The organism is Chitinimonas sp. BJYL2 (genome assembly GCF_027257935.1).
GTDB lineage: Bacteria > Pseudomonadota > Gammaproteobacteria > Burkholderiales > Chitinimonadaceae > Chitinimonas.
This window is the reverse complement of the sequence record NZ_JANZKW010000001.1, coordinates 351,394-366,611: the sequence shown is the minus strand read 5'-3', so window position 1 is coordinate 366,611 and position 15,218 is coordinate 351,394. Positions and strand designations below refer to the sequence as shown.

15 protein-coding genes are annotated in these 15,218 nt (G+C 63.0%); 8 read left to right on the top strand and 7 right to left on the bottom strand.

From position 1 onward, the window contains the following. Positions 1-107 precede the first annotated feature (107 nt). The 4 genes from O9X62_RS01735 (at position 108) to O9X62_RS01720 (ending at position 5,051) form a co-directional block, all read left to right on the top strand. A complete protein-coding gene (locus O9X62_RS01735; protein ID WP_269531052.1) occupies positions 108-683 on the top strand; it encodes an RNA polymerase sigma factor in 576 nt (191 codons plus the stop codon). Beyond that, positions 680-1,204: a hypothetical protein gene (locus O9X62_RS01730; RefSeq protein WP_269531051.1), complete on the top strand. Its 525-nt coding sequence runs from the start codon at positions 680-682 to the stop codon at positions 1,202-1,204. The genes O9X62_RS01735 and O9X62_RS01730 overlap by 4 nt, the downstream gene beginning before the upstream one ends. A gap of 11 nt (positions 1,205-1,215) precedes the next feature. Then, complete coding sequence (locus O9X62_RS01725; protein ID WP_269531050.1) at positions 1,216-2,280, top strand: hypothetical protein; 1,065 nt, start codon at positions 1,216-1,218, stop codon at positions 2,278-2,280. Positions 2,281-2,717: 437 nt separating this feature from the next. Beyond that, positions 2,718-5,051 carry an autotransporter domain-containing protein gene (locus O9X62_RS01720; RefSeq protein WP_269531049.1) on the top strand — a complete coding sequence of 778 codons (2,334 nt, stop codon included), beginning with the start codon at positions 2,718-2,720 and terminating at the stop codon, positions 5,049-5,051. A gap of 89 nt (positions 5,052-5,140) precedes the next feature. Here O9X62_RS01720 and O9X62_RS01715 read toward each other — a convergent pair whose 3' ends face one another. Further along, entirely contained in the window at positions 5,141-7,162 is a 2,022-nt protein-coding gene (locus O9X62_RS01715; protein ID WP_269531048.1) for a M3 family metallopeptidase, read from the bottom strand. Positions 7,163-7,320: 158 nt separating this feature from the next. Between O9X62_RS01715 and O9X62_RS01710 the strand changes: the two genes are divergently transcribed. After that, the gene (locus tag O9X62_RS01710) at positions 7,321-7,851 is read left to right on the top strand and encodes a gamma carbonic anhydrase family protein (RefSeq protein ID WP_269531047.1); all 531 of its coding nucleotides are present in this window, start codon (positions 7,321-7,323) and stop codon (positions 7,849-7,851) included. A 60-nt stretch (positions 7,852-7,911) separates the two neighbouring features. Further along, a complete protein-coding gene (locus tag O9X62_RS01705; protein WP_269531046.1) occupies positions 7,912-8,808 on the top strand; it encodes an acyltransferase in 897 nt (298 codons plus the stop codon). A 12-nt stretch (positions 8,809-8,820) separates the two neighbouring features. Here O9X62_RS01705 and O9X62_RS01700 read toward each other — a convergent pair whose 3' ends face one another. The 6 genes from O9X62_RS01700 to O9X62_RS01675 all read right to left on the bottom strand — a co-directional run bounded on the left by O9X62_RS01700 (position 8,821) and on the right by O9X62_RS01675 (position 13,220). Beyond that, positions 8,821-9,582, bottom strand: a complete 762-nt coding sequence (locus tag O9X62_RS01700; RefSeq protein ID WP_269531045.1) for a LytTR family DNA-binding domain-containing protein — start codon at positions 9,580-9,582, stop codon at positions 8,821-8,823. An 11-nt stretch (positions 9,583-9,593) separates the two neighbouring features. After that, a complete protein-coding gene (locus O9X62_RS01695) occupies positions 9,594-10,661 on the bottom strand; it encodes a sensor histidine kinase (RefSeq protein ID WP_269531044.1) in 1,068 nt (355 codons plus the stop codon). 9 nt (positions 10,662-10,670) lie between these two features. After that, positions 10,671-10,799, bottom strand: a complete 129-nt coding sequence (locus O9X62_RS01690) for a hypothetical protein (protein WP_269531043.1) — start codon at positions 10,797-10,799, stop codon at positions 10,671-10,673. 118 nt (positions 10,800-10,917) lie between these two features. Continuing rightward, the gene (locus O9X62_RS01685; protein ID WP_269531042.1) at positions 10,918-11,712 is read right to left on the bottom strand and encodes a DUF3025 domain-containing protein; all 795 of its coding nucleotides are present in this window, start codon (positions 11,710-11,712) and stop codon (positions 10,918-10,920) included. Positions 11,713-11,725: 13 nt separating this feature from the next. Continuing rightward, positions 11,726-12,175 carry a DUF1841 family protein gene (locus O9X62_RS01680; protein ID WP_269531041.1) on the bottom strand — a complete coding sequence of 150 codons (450 nt, stop codon included), beginning with the start codon at positions 12,173-12,175 and terminating at the stop codon, positions 11,726-11,728. A 34-nt stretch (positions 12,176-12,209) separates the two neighbouring features. Further along, a complete protein-coding gene (locus tag O9X62_RS01675; RefSeq protein WP_269531040.1) occupies positions 12,210-13,220 on the bottom strand; it encodes an FIST C-terminal domain-containing protein in 1,011 nt (336 codons plus the stop codon). An 80-nt stretch (positions 13,221-13,300) separates the two neighbouring features. Here O9X62_RS01675 and O9X62_RS01670 point away from each other — a divergent pair, with 80 nt between their 5' ends. Further along, complete coding sequence (locus O9X62_RS01670) at positions 13,301-13,783, top strand: glutathione peroxidase (RefSeq protein ID WP_269531039.1); 483 nt, start codon at positions 13,301-13,303, stop codon at positions 13,781-13,783. A gap of 294 nt (positions 13,784-14,077) precedes the next feature. After that, complete coding sequence (carA, locus tag O9X62_RS01665) at positions 14,078-15,214, top strand: glutamine-hydrolyzing carbamoyl-phosphate synthase small subunit (protein ID WP_269531038.1); 1,137 nt, start codon at positions 14,078-14,080, stop codon at positions 15,212-15,214. Positions 15,215-15,218: the final 4 nt, after the last annotated feature.

Sequence of the window (15,218 nt, the reverse complement as noted above, 5' to 3'; positions counted from 1 at the left end):
GCGAATACGGATGATGCGGTGTGGATCGGTGCCCGGATCCGCTGGTTCAGCGGTCAGCCCGAACCCCCGCAGGGTGTGTGCCCCCGCTTGCTTCCGTACAGGTTCCCATGTCCTCTCTGCCGACCTCCGATGCCGAACTCTGGCGCCGCCTGCGTGATGGCGATGAGGCCGCGTTCACGCAGATATACCGCCGCTATCGAGACCCGGTTTATCGCTATGCACTGATGCTGACGCAGGGCAATGGCACGGCAGCCGATGCCACCCAGGAAGCCTTTCTGCTCCTGATGCGCCAACCCGAGCGTTACGACCCGCAACGCGGTCCCCTGGTGGCCTTCCTGATCGGTGTGGCCCGCAACCATGTACGCCGGGGCCTGGCCGGTATGGCCGCAGACCAGCCGGACGAGGAGGGCGCGGAACGCGCCGATGCCGACCAACACCAGCCACTGGCCCGTCTGCTCGCCAGCGAAACCCTAGACAGCCTGCGCGATGCAATCCAGCGCCTGCCTTTTGCTTTCCGCGAAGCCTTGGTGCTGTGTGATCTGCAGGAGATTCCCTATGTCGACGCAGCGGCCATCATCGGTTGTCCGGTAGGTACGGTGCGTTCGCGGCTCAGTCGCGCACGCACCCAGCTGACCTGCCTGCTGGCCGAAATGCATGGCATCCGCATGGAGACCACATCATGACCCAGCCTGTCGACGACGATCTCGACGCCGCATGGCGTCCCTTGCGACAAAGCCTGCAAGGCACGCATGCCCCAAGCACGCTGGATGACGCGCTGCTGGCCGCTTTCCGCACCCGGCACACCCCGACCCGTATGGCCCGACTGCGCCAGTCGCTGGCGTCGATCCGGTGGACCTGGCTCTCGGCCGGCGGCGCCATGGCTGCTGCGTTGGTCGCCACGCTATGGATGCGCCCCGTCTTGATGGAGCGTGGCCAGATGCCGCTCTCCGATACCGCCTCACCGGCATTGGCCGAGGCAGAGCTGACCACGGCCTTCTTCCCGGTGGGCGACCCCAGGCGGATCCAGGCGGCCGCCCATGCCCGCATGGTGCGGGTCAGCCTGCCCCGTGCCGTGATGGCGGAATACGGCTTGCCCGTGAGCCCCGAGTTGGCCGATCAGCCTGTCGAGGCCGATCTGCTGGTGGGAGACGACGGCGCCACCATGGCCCTGCGATTTGTCCGTACCAACCTGTCCGTGATGTGAAAGGAATGACCATGCCTAATGTGCTCAAGCCGCTGAGTCTTGCGATGCTGCTGTGCCTGCCTCTCGGGGTGCAAGCGGAGGACAACACCAGCCCGCTCGTTCTTGCCGGTGATCCCGGCACCAAACCCAAAACCACTGTAGAGAAGCGCATCGTCATCACCCGGGTAGGTGAAGACGGCAACCCGCTACCCGGACACCCGCCGGTTCCGCCACTGCCACCTTTGCCACCGCTCCCACCCATGCCCGAGATGATCCGCCTGCATGCAGGGCATGACGGCATGCCCATGGAAGACCCGGATACGGCCGTCTTTGTGGACAGGGAGTTCGGCCCCGGCGGTCAGCAGGTCAGCGGGCAGCCCTTCAGTGCCGAGGCTGTCAGTGAAAAGGTGCAGACACTGGGCGATGGCAACCGCATTGTCCGCAAGGTCAGCACGCGCCTTTACCGGGACGCACAGGGACGCAAACGTTTCGAGATGCTGGGTGAGGACGGCCAGGCCCGTACCGTGTTCATTTTCGACCCGGCCAGCAAAACCCATTACACCTTGAATCCCGCCAGCAAGACGGCCACCAAGCTGGTCTTCCCGGCCGCGCCGGGTGTGCCGATGGTGAGCCATGATGTGGAGACCAAGGCGGGTGGCAAGGAAGTGCGGGTGCACCGCAATGTGGTGGTCATCCGCGATGCCAAGGGACAGGAAACGCGGATTGAGTCCGGCGGCGAGGCGCCGGCGGATCGCGAGGTCAAGTCTTTGGGCAGCAAGGAAATCGACGGTATCAAGGCCGAAGGCAGCCAGACCGTCCGCGTGATCGCCGCCGGCAAGGTGGGTAACGAGAAGCCGATCCAGATTGTGAGTGAGCGCTGGTACGCACCGGATCTCAAGGTCGTGTTGGCCACCAGTACCCGCGATCCGCGCTACGGCGAAACCAGCTACCGGCTCAGCAAGATCAAGCGCAGCGAGCCGGATGCGAACCTCTTCAAACCGCCAGCAGGCTTCAAGGTGCACGACCTGATGACACGGCTACCCAAACCACCCGCCCCGCCCGCCCCACCCAAGGCACCGGCGGCATCAAACCCCTGAGAAACGGCACTACCCGCCCAGGCGGCGTCTCTCGCGAGCGCCGCCTGTGTCGCGCAGCGACGCCGGACAACCTTGATGCCAAAGCGCTTTTAGCGCCAACTGTGGCTTAGGTCGCCGCGATATGTTGGACGATTGCAACGCAATAAATCAGTCGCTTGCTTGGCGCCGGGCAAGCGCTCGATTCGTTCTCGGGCCGCAGACCCGCATGGATGCTGGTTCTCGTGGAGAATGTCAGCTTCCTCGGCTGTTACATCAGCAAATGACGGTATGCCCATCAGGCCGTAGTTGCCTAGTGCATAAACTCTGATCTGGCATATAGTGACGTCGGTTACTTTGCCCGCAAGCCCGGCCTGAAAGCCAGATTCAACGCGCCTTCCAGCCCGATGGCATGCCGCCCGCACCACGAAAAAACCGACCCCTCCGGAGAGAGATTCCCCATGAAGCGATTCCCCCTTGCCCGCAGCATCGTGACAACCGCCCTGGTAGGCGCTGCCTTTGCACCGGCCGCCCACGCCGCCGGCCACTACACCAACATCTATGTGTTCGGCGACAGCCTCTCCGACGTTGGCTACTACAGCGGCATGCCCGCCGCCCCTGGCGTGACCTTCCCGGAAGGCAACCGCTGGACGATTGATGGCGCCAAGTCAGACTTGTATGTGGACTATCTGGCCAAGCAGTTCGGTCTCAAATCCACCGCACGCAAGCCCGCCGCAGCTGGCGGCAACAACTACGCACCGGGCGGCGGCCGCGCCACCGGTTCGGATTTCCGTTCGCTGACCAGCCAAGTCACTACCTTCCTGGGTGATGTGGGCGGCAAGGCTGATCCGAATGCGCTGTACGTGGTGACCGTGGGTGGTAACGACATGGCCGACGCACTCAAGAGCGCGCTGGCAACCGGTAACTCCGCCGGTGCCCAGGCCATTGCTACGGATGCTGTCTCCAAGATCGTCACGCAAGTGGGTGCGCTCCAGTCCAAGGGTGCCAAGCGCATCATCGTGTCCAATTCCCCGGACATCGGCAAAGTGCCGCAGATTTTCAACACCGTGCTGGGCCTAGCCCCGGCTTCGCTCGCGGCTAACCTGGGCGCCAGCGCCTCGGTTGTGCAGTCGCTCAAGGGTCTGGCTGCTGCCGGCATCGGCCTGCCTGACCTCTCGGGTAACGCCGCGCTGGTCGCCGCCCTGAGCACCAATGTATCGGCCGCCACGGGTGCTGCAATCGGTGTCGCCGATATCGGCGCCGCGCAGGCTGCCGCGCGTGCCAAGCTCAATGCCAGCACCGCAGGCATCAGCGCCACCAACCCGGCCTATCTGGAAGCTGCCCAAGCCGCCCTGGCCAGCTACGGTGGCAAGCTGGCCCCCGCTGCTGCTGCTGCGTTTGCACAAACCCTGCAAGGCGCACTGGCTCAGCAAGGCATCAACCTGAGCCCCGCCCAGGTCGCTGGCATCACGGGCGCGCTGACCCAGTCGTACCAGGCGGGTCTGGTGGCGGGCGCCGGCAATCTGGTGACCCAGTTCAACACCGTGGCTTCCACCGCTACGTCGCTGATCGATTCGGTGTATCACCCCGCGCTCAACTACGGCCTGGGCAAGCTCGGCGGCGAGATCGTGTACGCCGACGTCAATCGCCTCATGAAGGAAGTCGTGGCCAATCCCACCGCGTTTGGCGTGGGTAATGTCACGGGTTATGCCTGCCCGACCGGCGTCGGTGCCAACTTCTGTACCAGCGCCGCTGCGGATTCGAGCAAGACCTTCTTCTATTCGGACGACTTCCATCCCACGCCGCAGGCACACAAGATGGTCGGTCAGTACATGATGTCGCTGCTCAATGCACCGTACTTCGCCGCACAACTGGTCAATGGCCAGGCTGTCGCCGGCGATGCCGCCCTGGGTGCGCTCGATGCCCGCTCGATGGCCAAGCGTTCGGTGGGCGCCGTGAGCACCATCGCTCACGTCAGCCGTCTCGGTAATGATCTGGATGGCAGCGCTGATGCGCTGCGCAGCGATGGCAAGAACACGGCTGTCACCGTGGGTCTGGACTACCAGGTCTTCGGCAATATGTCGGCCGGTGCGGCTTTCACCCACGTCAAGAACGAAACCGAGTTCGCCGACAATATGGGTGGCTTCGAATCCACCAACCAGGTACTCAGCGCCTTCGGCAACACCACGCATGGCGCGTTCAGCCTGGAAACCGCCGCGTATTTCGGTTCGACCCGCTTCAATGACATCAAGCGCAAGGTGCAGCTCGGCTCGCTGGCCCGTACCGAACAAGGTGACACCAGCGGCACGATTGCCGGTCTGCGTCTGGCGGGTAGCTACCTGATCTCGCTGGGCAAGATCAGCGTATCGCCTACCCTGAGCGTCGCGTTCCGCGAGAACAAGGTGGGCGGCTATCTGGAAACCTGTAGCGATAGCAGCTACGCCAGCAGCTGCAGCTCGTCCATGCGTTACGGCAAGCAGCGCGTGACTTCCCTGCTCGGTGGTGCCGGTGTCAAGGTCGAGGCAGATATGGGCATGTTCCAGCCCTTCGGTTCGGCCATGTACTACAGCGAAAGCAAGGACAAGAACCGCCGCGTCGAAGCCGCGCAGTTTGCTGCCGTGCCTAGCTTCAAGACCGATGTGTTCACGCCGGACGACAGCTATGGCGTGGTCAACGTGGGTGCACGTACCTCGCTGGGCAAGTCGTTCAGCGCCTACGCCGTGTACAACCATGTATTCGGTGCCAGCGAAGACAAGCGTGATGCTTTGTCGGTGGGCGTGCAGGCCAGCTTCTGATTGGCGCTTCACCGCGATATGCAGCAACAAAAAACCCGGCGAAAGCCGGGTTTTTTGTTGTCGATACAGGGTAAACCGAGGCGGGCCGATCAGCCCGCCATGCCGCTATGTCGGAGCAGCGCGTCGATACGGGGCTCGCGGCCACGGAAAGCGCGGAAGTTCTCCATGGCCGGGCGGCTGCCACCACGCGCCAGCACCTCGCGCCAGAAACGGCGACCTGTTTCGGCGGCGGCTTCCGGCGCTTCCTCAAACGCCGCATAGGCATCGGCACTGAGCACCTCCGCCCATTTGTAGCTGTAGTAGCCAGCCGCATAACCGCCGGCAAAGATATGGCTGAACAGATTGGGGAAGCGGTTCCATTCGGGGGGGCGGTTCACGGCCACCTCATCGCGTATCTGTTCCAGCACGTTCAGCACGCTCACGCCCTCGGGGCGCTGGTGATGCAGGATCATGTCGAACAGGCCGAACTCAAGCTGACGCACCGTGCCCATGCCGGCCTGGTAATGCTTGGCGGCCAGCATCTTGTCCCATAGTGCGCGCGGCAGGGGCTCGCCGCTATCCACATGCGCCGTCATGGCCTGAACGCGATCCCACTCCCAGCAGAAGTTCTCCATGAACTGGCTGGGCAGCTCCACGGCATCCCATTCCACACCATTGAGGCCGGCCACATCGTACTCATCGACCTGTGTCAGCAGCAGGTGCAGGCCGTGACCCATTTCGTGGAACAGGGTAATCACTTCATCGTGACTGAAGGTGGCGGGTTTGCCGCCCATGCCGGCGCCGAAGTTGCAGGTTAGGTAAGTCACCGGCGTTTGCGTGCCCTGCGGGCGGACGCGGCGGTTACGTGCGTCGTCCATCCAGGCACCGCCACGCTTGCCTTCGCGGGCGTATAGATCGAGATAGAACTGGCCGACGAGCTGGTTCTGCGCATCCACCAGTTTGTAGAAACGGACATCGGGATGCCAGACCGGGGCCTGATCGGGCTCTGCGCGCAGGCCGTATAGCGACTCGATCACGCCGAACAGGCCAGCCAGCACCTTGGGCTCGGTGAAGTACTGCTTCACTTCCTGTTCGGAGAAACTGTAGCGCGCCTGCTTGAGTTTTTCGCTCGCGTAGGCCAGATCCCAGGCTTGCAGATCGACAATGCCTAGCTCGTCGCGCGCAAACGCTTCGAGTGCGCTGCGATCCTTGCGGGCGTGCGGCAGCGCGCGGCTGGCCAGATCTCGCAGGAAGCCGAGTACGGTCTCGGGCGAGTCAGCCATCTTGGCTTCCACCGAGTAGGCAGCGTAGCTGGCAAACCCCAGGAGCTGCGCCATCTCGGCGCGCAGTGCCAGAATCTTTTCGATCAGGCCGGTGTTGTCCCAATCAGCCGGGCCGAACTCGGCAGCGCGGGTGTGGTAGGCCCGGTAGAGCTGTGCACGCAGGTTGCGATTGTCCGCGTAGGTCTGAACGGCCAGGTAGATCGGCATCTGCAGGCTGAAGCGGTAGCCGGCGATACCGGCTTTCTCGGCCGCTGCGCGGCAGGCGGCCAGCGTGTAATCGGGCAGACCGGCCAGCGTGGCTTCATCGGTCACATCCAGGCTGTAGGCATCGGTTGCATCCAGCAGGTTCTGCTCGAAGCGCGCGGCCAGCGTGGCCAGTTCGGCCTTGATGGCACTGAAACGCTGCTTGGCGGCGTCGTCGAGCTCGGCGCCGCCGAGACGGAAATCACGCAGCGCGTTGGCGATCACCTTCTTGCGCGTGGGGCTGTAACTGGCGTACTCGGCGCTGTCGGCAAGGCGTTTGTATTGGCGGAACAGCGCGAGGTTCTGGCCGAGGCTGGCGTAAAACTCGCTCACGGCGCTGAGGCGCGCGTTGTAAGCCTCGCGCAGTGCCGGCGTGTTGATCACGGCATGCAAGTGGCCCACCGCGCCCCAGGCGCGGCTGAGCTTTTCGATGGCATCGTCGAGCGGGTTGATGAAGGTTTCCCAGCTCACTGGGTCCAGTTGCTCGGCGTGGCGAACCGCCGCGCGGGCTTCATCGAGCAGGGTGTCGATCGCGGGGGCGACATGGTCGGGCTGGATCTCGGCGAAGCGGGGCAGGCCGGATAGGTCGAGCAGGGGATTGGTCATGATATGCGGCGAATCCTGGGTGTCGGGTAGCAAGTGAAGAAGATGGGGTTGTCGCAGGCTTATGCAAGTCTCGTTTTGCCTGCCGTTTGTGCGGGCTCAAGGCAGGGTGTAGTCGGCTCCGTTATACTCCGCGACCTTGGACGATTGGAGAGGATGCTATGGCTTTGCGTGCATTCAAGGGCGTTTCGCCCACCGTGCCGGCATCGGCGTATGTCGATGATTCGGCGGTGGTTGTGGGTGATGTGGTGCTGGGTGACAACGTGTCGATCTGGCCCGGTGCGGTGATTCGCGGCGATGTGAATCATGTACGCATCGGCACCGACAGCAATATCCAGGACCTGGCTTGCCTGCACGTGACACATAAGCGCCCGGAAGACCCCGAGGGCGCGCCGCTCATCATCGGCGAGCGCGTCACCATTGGCCACCAGGTCACGCTGCATGGCTGCACCATTGGCGATGAGTGCCTGATCGGCATCGGCACCATCGTGCTCGACCGCGCTGTGATCGAGCCGCGCGTGATGGTGGGTGCCGGCTCCTTGGTGCCACCGGGCAAGGTGCTCAAATCGGGCTATCTGTATGTAGGTCGCCCCGCCAAAGAGGTGCGTGCGCTCACAGAGGGCGAACTGGAACACTTCGCCTATTCGGCCCGCCATTACATCAAGCTGATGCGGGCGCATCAGGAAAGCTGACGCGGCGTATTTCGCCGCCCTGTCTACACTGCAAACATCCTTCCGGATGGCGGATTTTTCATGCTGAGTTTTCTTCCCACCCGCGTGCGCGGGCTGATCTCCTCGCTGCTGTTGGCGCTCAATGTGCTGGTCTACGGCGCGGCCATCCTGCTGTTGGCGATCTTCAAGTTTCTGCTGCCGATCAATGCAGTACGCAGGCCGCTGGATGCGCTGCTCAACACGATTGCGCAGGGCTGGGTCTACAACAACAGCGTGTGGATCGCGCTGGCACGCAACATCAAGTGGCGCGTGGAAGGTCTGGACAAGCTGAATCCGCGCGGCTGGTATCTGGTGGTGTCCAATCATCAGAGCTGGGTCGATATTTTTGTTCTGCAGAAAACGCTCAAGGGCCGGGTGCCGTTTCTCAAGTTCTTCCTCAAGCAGCAACTGATCTTCGTGCCCATCATCGGCCTGGTCTGGTGGGCACTGGATTTTCCGTTCATGAAGCGGCATGGCGAGGCTTACCTCAAGAAGCACCCTGAAAAGCGCGGTCAGGATCAGGAAACCACGCGGCGCGCCTGCGAGAAGTTTTCACTGGTGCCGACCTCGGTCATCAACTTCCTGGAGGGCACACGCTTTACCCAAGTCAAGCACGATCAGCAGCAGTCGCCGTATCAATATCTGCTCAAGCCCAAGGCCGGCGGCATTGCGCTGGCGATGAATGCGATGGGTGAGAAGTTCCAGTCGCTGCTCGATGTCACCATCCACTATCCCGAAGGCATCCCCACGTTCTGGGATTTCCTCGCCGGCCGTGTCGGCCAGATCACCGTGCTGGTGCGCGAGCTGCCTATCCCGCGCGACCTGATCAGCGGCGATTACGGCGGCGACGCCGAATTCCGTGCACGCATGCAGGCTTGGGTGCACGAGCTGTGGCAAGCCAAAGATGCGCAGCTGGCGGCCTTGCGGCAATCAAGCTGATTTACGCCTGCCCTACATCTGCTTGAAAAGGTGGGCGTAGGCGCGGCTGACGGCGACCTTCTCGGGCCGTGATTTCAGTCGCAGCATCACCTTGCCGGCAAAGTCGCGGCTGGCCTCGGCGATTTCGCGCACATTGACCAGCGTGGCGCGGTGAACCTGCCAGAACTGGTCGGGGTCGAGCTGTTCGGTCAGTTCCTTGAGCGAGGTGCGGATCAGGTATTCGCCGTCGCGTGTCATCACGGTCGTGTACTTGTCGGCCGCGTGGAAGTAACACACCTCGTCCACCGCAATCAGCTTCACTTCGCTGCCGTGGCCAGCGCGTATCCATGTCAGCCGCTGGCCGGCGCCATTGCCACCCAGTGCGGCACGCAGGCTATCGAGCAGATTACCATTGAGATCGGACCGGCTGGGTGTGGCCAGTTTGTCGCGCAGCTTGCTGATGGTGCGCTGCAGGCGTTCGTCGCTATAGGGTTTCAGCAGGTAGTCGATCGCATCGCGCTCAAAAGCCTCGACGGCATACTGGTCAAAGGCAGTGACAAAGACGCAGTGACAGCCGTCGGCGCCCTTGGCGACATCCAGGCCGCTCAGCCCCGGCATCTTGATATCCAGAAACGCGACATCCGGCTCATGCTCCCGCAGGGCGCTGGCGGCTTCCAGGCCGTTACGTGCCACGGCCACGATGTCCAGCTCAGGCCAGAACATGCCCAGCTTGGTTTTCAGGTAGTCGGCCAGCAGGGGCTCGTCGTCGGCGATCAGGGCGGTAGGGGCGTGCATGAGTGTGGTGCTCAATCGTGTTGCAACGGCAAGGTCATCGTGGCGGTGACGCCGCCGGCCGGGTTGGCTTGCAGCATCAGCTGTGCCTGTTCGCCATACAGCGTGGCCAGTCGTGCGCGTACATTGGCTAGCCCCAGGCCCTGACCGGTTTCGGCGCGGCTCAGACCCAGACCGGTGTCGGTCACCGTAATGTGCAGTGCCTCGCCAGTCGTTGCGAGTGCAATCCTGACAAGCCCGCCCTCGACCTTGGGTTCCAGCCCATGGCGAATCGCGTTTTCGACCAGTGGCTGAATCAGCATCGGCGGCAGCGGCGTGTCGCGCAAGACCGCTGGGCAGTCAATCTCGAAACGCAGCCGATCCGCCATGCGGATCTGCAGGATGCCCAGATAGGCCTCCAGCAGCTCGATCTCCTGCCCTACCGTGCCTTCTGCGTGGCGTGTGCGGGTGAGCGAGGCGCGCAGGTAGTCATTGAAGAGTCCCAGCATCTGTTTGGCCGTACCCGGTGAGACGTCGATCAGGCTTTGGACGCTGGCGAGTGTGTTGAACAGGAAATGCGGCTCGATCTGCGCCTGCAGCATCCGCAGTTGTGCCTGGACCAGCTGGCGGTCCTGTTCGCCGTTGCGGGCCTGCTCAAGGTGGAAGGCCGCTTCCAGGCGGCTGGCTTTCTCGCGACTCCAGAGAATGCTGGCTACCACGGCCGCCGCGAGCATCAATGCCACCAGGCTGATCAGCAAATACGAGGGGTACTGCCGCACCATGGCAAGAAGTTCATCAAGCCGGAAGCGGATCAACCAGTTGAATGCAAGGCCGATCAGGCCGGCGAGCGCGACAGCAGCAAAGAAATACAGTGGCTCGCGCTGCGGCGAGGGTTTGACCACATTGAAGATGAAGGTGACGGCGACAAACACCGTCAAGCCGATCACGTGTGAGGTCAGCATCAGCCGCCACAGCGGCGAATCACTGAACAATGCAAAGAAAATCCCCGCCAGCGTATTGATGGCGAGGGTGACCAGCAGATTGCGCCAGAGCGCCCGGCGTACTTGGCCGATGGGCGGGGGGGCGAGCACGAGTTGCGTCATGCGCTCAGTCTACGCGATGCGGACGGCGGGCTCGCGCTCTGGTTTGGCGGGCTGGGGTTGGCGCAGCGGGATGACCTTGCCGGATTGCTGGGCAGGGGTAACCGGGGTGCGACGGGCCAGAGTGAATGGACTGAACATGGGGGCAATCTCCAACGCGGGGCCGCTTGTGGCGGGCTGATGGAGCGTAAGGTAGCCTCAGCCCGTGCAGGAAGAGAGCGCCTTGCGATGAAATGCGACTTGCTGGTGTGAAATGCGTTTAGCCCGGACGAACGACGTGGCGTTTGGGGCGGAAGTGATGGGTATCGGCATAGAAGGCGGCGCATTGTTGTGGCCACCAGCCCGGTATGCCCAGCACCGGTAGCGCCGGCAGATCGCGGGGCTTATTGAAGCGGCGCTGGTCGATCTGCGCTGCTAGCCAGACGTCGGCGTGATGAATCTGCTGGGCCGGTGGCAGGCTAAACCAGTCGGGCGAGACGGGCATCAGGGCGGCTTTGGCAACGATGCCCACAAAGGGTGCCAAGCTTTTTTCCATCAGCGCGTGGCCGATGGGCATGGCCTGGATGCTGCGCCCCCATTGAGCCCTGCCAGTCACGAACAGCGTTTGCCAGTCGTGCGCGAGCAGCGCTGTCTGCAGGCGGGTATCGGCCACGGCTAGCACGACGCCGGACTCATCCAGCAGGGTGGCCGCATCGCGCGCGGGGCTACGCAAGGTGCCGGTTTGCTGGTCCAGTTCGACCAGATGCAGTGCGTTGAGCGCCGCCTTGCTGCGCGGCCAGGCAAGCCAGCACAGAGCGTTGAACAAGTCATGCCAGTTGTCGGGGCGGGTGAGGACTTCCCCGTGCCGGGCGATGCGTGCTTCGTAAGCGATGGTCGCTTCGTCGGGCAGGACAAAGCGCACCGGCTTGCCGCTGCGGGTGCGTGGCCTGAGTTCATCGGGCAATGCCGCCCACTCGGTGGTCGTCGGGAAGTGTTGCCAGCCCAGCTGCCGCAATGTGGGCCGCAAGGGCAATAGCCACGGTGATCCGGCAAAGTGATCAAGCGGCCAGTCCATGCACCCGCCGTGCTCAGCCTGCGCCGCTTTCATCAAGCCCTGCCTTGCCACGCAGGCAGGCCAGATAGAGCGCGCCGTCAGGGCCCGTGCCGGTACGTTGCGCTTGCCAGATCATCTCGGCCAGACAATCCATGACTTCATGCTGGGCAACATGCTCATCGCCTGTCTTCTGACACAGCTGGGCATACAGCGCCTTTACGCCGCGCGGCTGATCGATGGACAGCTGCTCCTCGATGGCGAGGTGCATGTTCATGTGCAGGAAGGGATTGGTCTCACCGAATTCGGGTAGGTAGTCCTTGTCCAGATAGCGATCAGGCTGATCGACGATGGGCTGGTATTCGGGATGACGCAGCAGCACGCCGATGGCGATCTTTTCCAGATCGGTCACTGGGGCGGTTTGCCGGTGTTTGGCCCAGGCATCAAAGAGGAAGCGGCGAGCTTGGTCGCGGGAGGGGTTGAACATGGCGTGACGGCAAAACAAAAAACGTATTGTCCGCCTAGCTCGCCAAGCGGGCCAGTACCACGCTCTGGTGCAGCAGGCGATTGCTTCCGTCCAGACTGGCAATCTGGCCGTTGCCGTAAAAGCCCGCCAGCGGCGTATCGGGCCAGGTGCGGGTGATGGTGCGCCACTCCTTGTCCTGACCAGCATGCAGCGCGGGCCCGCGGCTGCCGCATGAAAACAGCAGCGCGGCGGCCGGTGCCGGCGCGCGTACGAGGTGGGTGATTTCCGCCACGGCAGCTTCGGCGCTGCGTCGTAACCAGATCACGCGCTGATGGGGGAACAAGCGTGCGGCGACGGTAACGCTGCCATCCGGGTTGATCGATACCAGTGGCCAACAGGCCATGATCCGGCCGCGCTCATCCAGCGTCGCCAGCCCCAGTTCGTGCAAGGGTGGCAAGGGATCGAGTGCCTGCCGCAAGCAATGCGCCGCATGGGCGCCATCGAGGCGATGCAGGTCAAAGCCATCGATATGGCTGACATGGCAGGGTTCGCCCACGGGCTGCATGGCGCGCGAGATGCCGTGGGTTTCCAGTGCCAGTGGCAGGGTACTGCGGCCATCGGGAGAAAGCTGACCCTGGCGCCAGACCTGATAGGGCCCCAGACCCGTGGCATCACCGGCAACGCCGCCAACCCGTGGCCCGCCTGCTTCCAGCCAGCCTATGTCTAGCGCATCCGGTGCGGCCAGGGTGAGCCGTGCGGCGGCAGCATCCGGGCCGGGCCACTGATCAGCCACCATGGCACACGCGGCGGGTGTATCGAGTAGCCAGTCCTCATCCGTCATCACACCCGCTGCGGTACAACCGGCAACCGAGAGCGTCTGGGCTGTGCCGGCCGCAGCACGCAGGGCCGGGCGAGGGTCGCGGGCGAAATCGGCGGACAGGAACAGCAGCACCATGGCTGCGCGATCCGTATCCAGCCGTTGCAAGGCTTGCGCCACCGCACGCTCGGCAAGTGCCGGTGTGGCGCGGGGTGCATAGGCAAGACCGGTAGCGTAGCGGATGGGCATGGCTGCATTATCGACGATCCCACGCGCTTGCGCGGCAGGACTATCATGATGAGCTGCGATGCCAACCACAGGGTTCTGCCATGTCCACACCCCTTTATGATTTTTCCGCTAACCGCCTTGGCGGAGCGCCCGAACAGCTCGCTGCCTACAAAGGCAAGGTCATGCTGATCGTGAATACCGCGAGCGAATGCGGTTTCACCCCGCAGTTCGAGGGTTTGCAGAAGCTGTTCGCAGAATATGAACCGCGCGGACTGGTGGTGCTGGGCTTCCCGTGCAACCAGTTTGGTGGCCAGGAGCCGGGTGATGCCGAGCAGATCGGTGCGTTCTGCCAGAAGAACTATGGGGTGAGCTTTCCGATGTTCGACAAGGTCGAGGTCAACGGGGGCGACGCCCACCCGCTCTACCAGTACCTGAAGAAGTCGGCCAAGGGTTTGCTCGGCAGCGAGGCGATCAAATGGAACTTCACCAAGTTTCTGGTGGACCGCGAGGGTAATGTTGTAGAGCGCTTTGCCCCGACTACCAAACCGGAAGAGCTGGCAAAGCGGATCGAGGCGCTGCTTTAGGCATGGTTTTGCCATGATTTGGCAGGCGGCGCGGATTGCCCGGCAGGCCGGTTTCGGCTAGAATTCGCCTCGAAAATCACTGAATCATCAGAGGGAACGGGATAGGCACGCCTATCCCGTTTCTTTACGTCCAGACCCGGAAAATCGAGTCAGGCTACTGCGCAACCCGCATCGCTTCCTGCGGTGCTCGCCGTACTGTGCGTACGGCTGCGCTTCTCGCAAGCGCTACGGGCTGCTCGCTACGCCTGCTTTCGTTTTTCCCCATTGATGGTCGGACCCACTCAGGAGTCGCTGGTGTCCCAACAACGTCCCCAAGCCCTGCTCGCGCTCGCCGATGGCACCTTGTTTCATGGTGTCAGCATCGGTGCTGCTGGCCATACCGTCGGTGAAGTCGTCTTCAATACCGCGTTGACCGGCTATCAGGAAATCCTTACCGATCCTTCGTACTGCCGCCAGATCGTCACGTTGACGTATCCGCATATCGGCAATGTGGGCGTGAACGCCGAGGATGCCGAATCGAACGGCGTGTTCGCCGCCGGCCTGATCATCCGTGATCTGCCGCTGCGTGCGTCGAATTACCGCATGGAAGAGACGCTGGACGCCTATCTGGCTCGCACCGGCACGGTGGCGATTGCCGATATCGATACCCGCAAGCTGACCCGCATCCTGCGTGAAAAGGGTGCCCAGCCCGGTTGCATCATGGCAGGCGACATCGACCCGGCCAAGGCAGTGGAACTGGCTCGTGGCTTTGGCAGCATGGCCGGTCAGGATCTGGCCAAGGTGGTCAGCTGCAAGACGGCTTACGACTGGAACACCACCGAGTGGAAGCTCGGCAGCGGCTACGGCGCACTGAGCGAGCCCAAGTTCCATGTGGTGGCCTACGACTTCGGCGTGAAGCACAACATTCTGCGCATGCTGGCCGAACGCGGTTGCAAGCTCACCGTGGTGCCGGCGCAGACCTCGGCCGAGGACGTGCTCAAGCTGAACCCCGATGGCGTGTTCCTGAGCAACGGCCCTGGCGACCCGGAGCCTTGCGATTACGCGATCGCCGCGATCAAGGTCTTCCTCGACAAGAAGCTGCCGGTGTTCGGCATTTGTCTGGGCCACCAGTTGCTCGCGCTGGCTGCCGGCGGCAAGACCAGCAAGATGAAGTTCGGCCACCACGGTGCCAACCATCCGGTGCAGGATCTGGACAGCAAGCACGTGATGATCACCAGCCAGAACCACGGCTTCCAGGCCGACGAAGCCAGCCTGCCGGCCAATGTGCGCGTGACCCATCGCTCGCTGTTCGATGGCACCGTGCAGGGCATTGCGCTGACCGATCGTCCGGCCTTCAGCTTCCAGGGTCACCCCGAAGCCAGCCCCGGCCCGCACGATGTGGCCTATCTGTTCGACCGCTTCACCGCCGCCATGGCGCAACATAAGCAATAAGGAC